The 230-nt window shown below is 46.1% G+C and carries 1 rRNA gene; it reads right to left on the reverse strand.

Annotated elements, in window-relative coordinates:
- Nucleotides 1–127, reverse strand: a 23S ribosomal RNA gene (locus Q0895_RS13430); the annotation flags it as partial.
- Nucleotides 128–230: the final 103 nt, after the last annotated feature.

Genomic DNA, 230 nt, shown 5'->3' on the forward strand with positions numbered 1-230 from the left:
GTTTCCCCATTCAGAAATCTCCGGATCACAGGATATTGCCGCCTCCCCGAAGCTTATCGCAGGCTGTCACGTCTTTCTTCGCCTCTGACTGCCAAGGCATCCACCATGTGCGCTTAATTACTTGACCATACAACCCCAAAGGGTCTATTTGTCAGCAATTATAACGATATCACCTATGTTTACGCTTGATTCAGTTCTCTTTACTTTGAAGACTAGCCCTTGGGATAACA

It is taken from the genome of uncultured Psychrobacter sp., from assembly GCF_947495825.1.
GTDB lineage: Bacteria > Pseudomonadota > Gammaproteobacteria > Pseudomonadales > Moraxellaceae > Psychrobacter.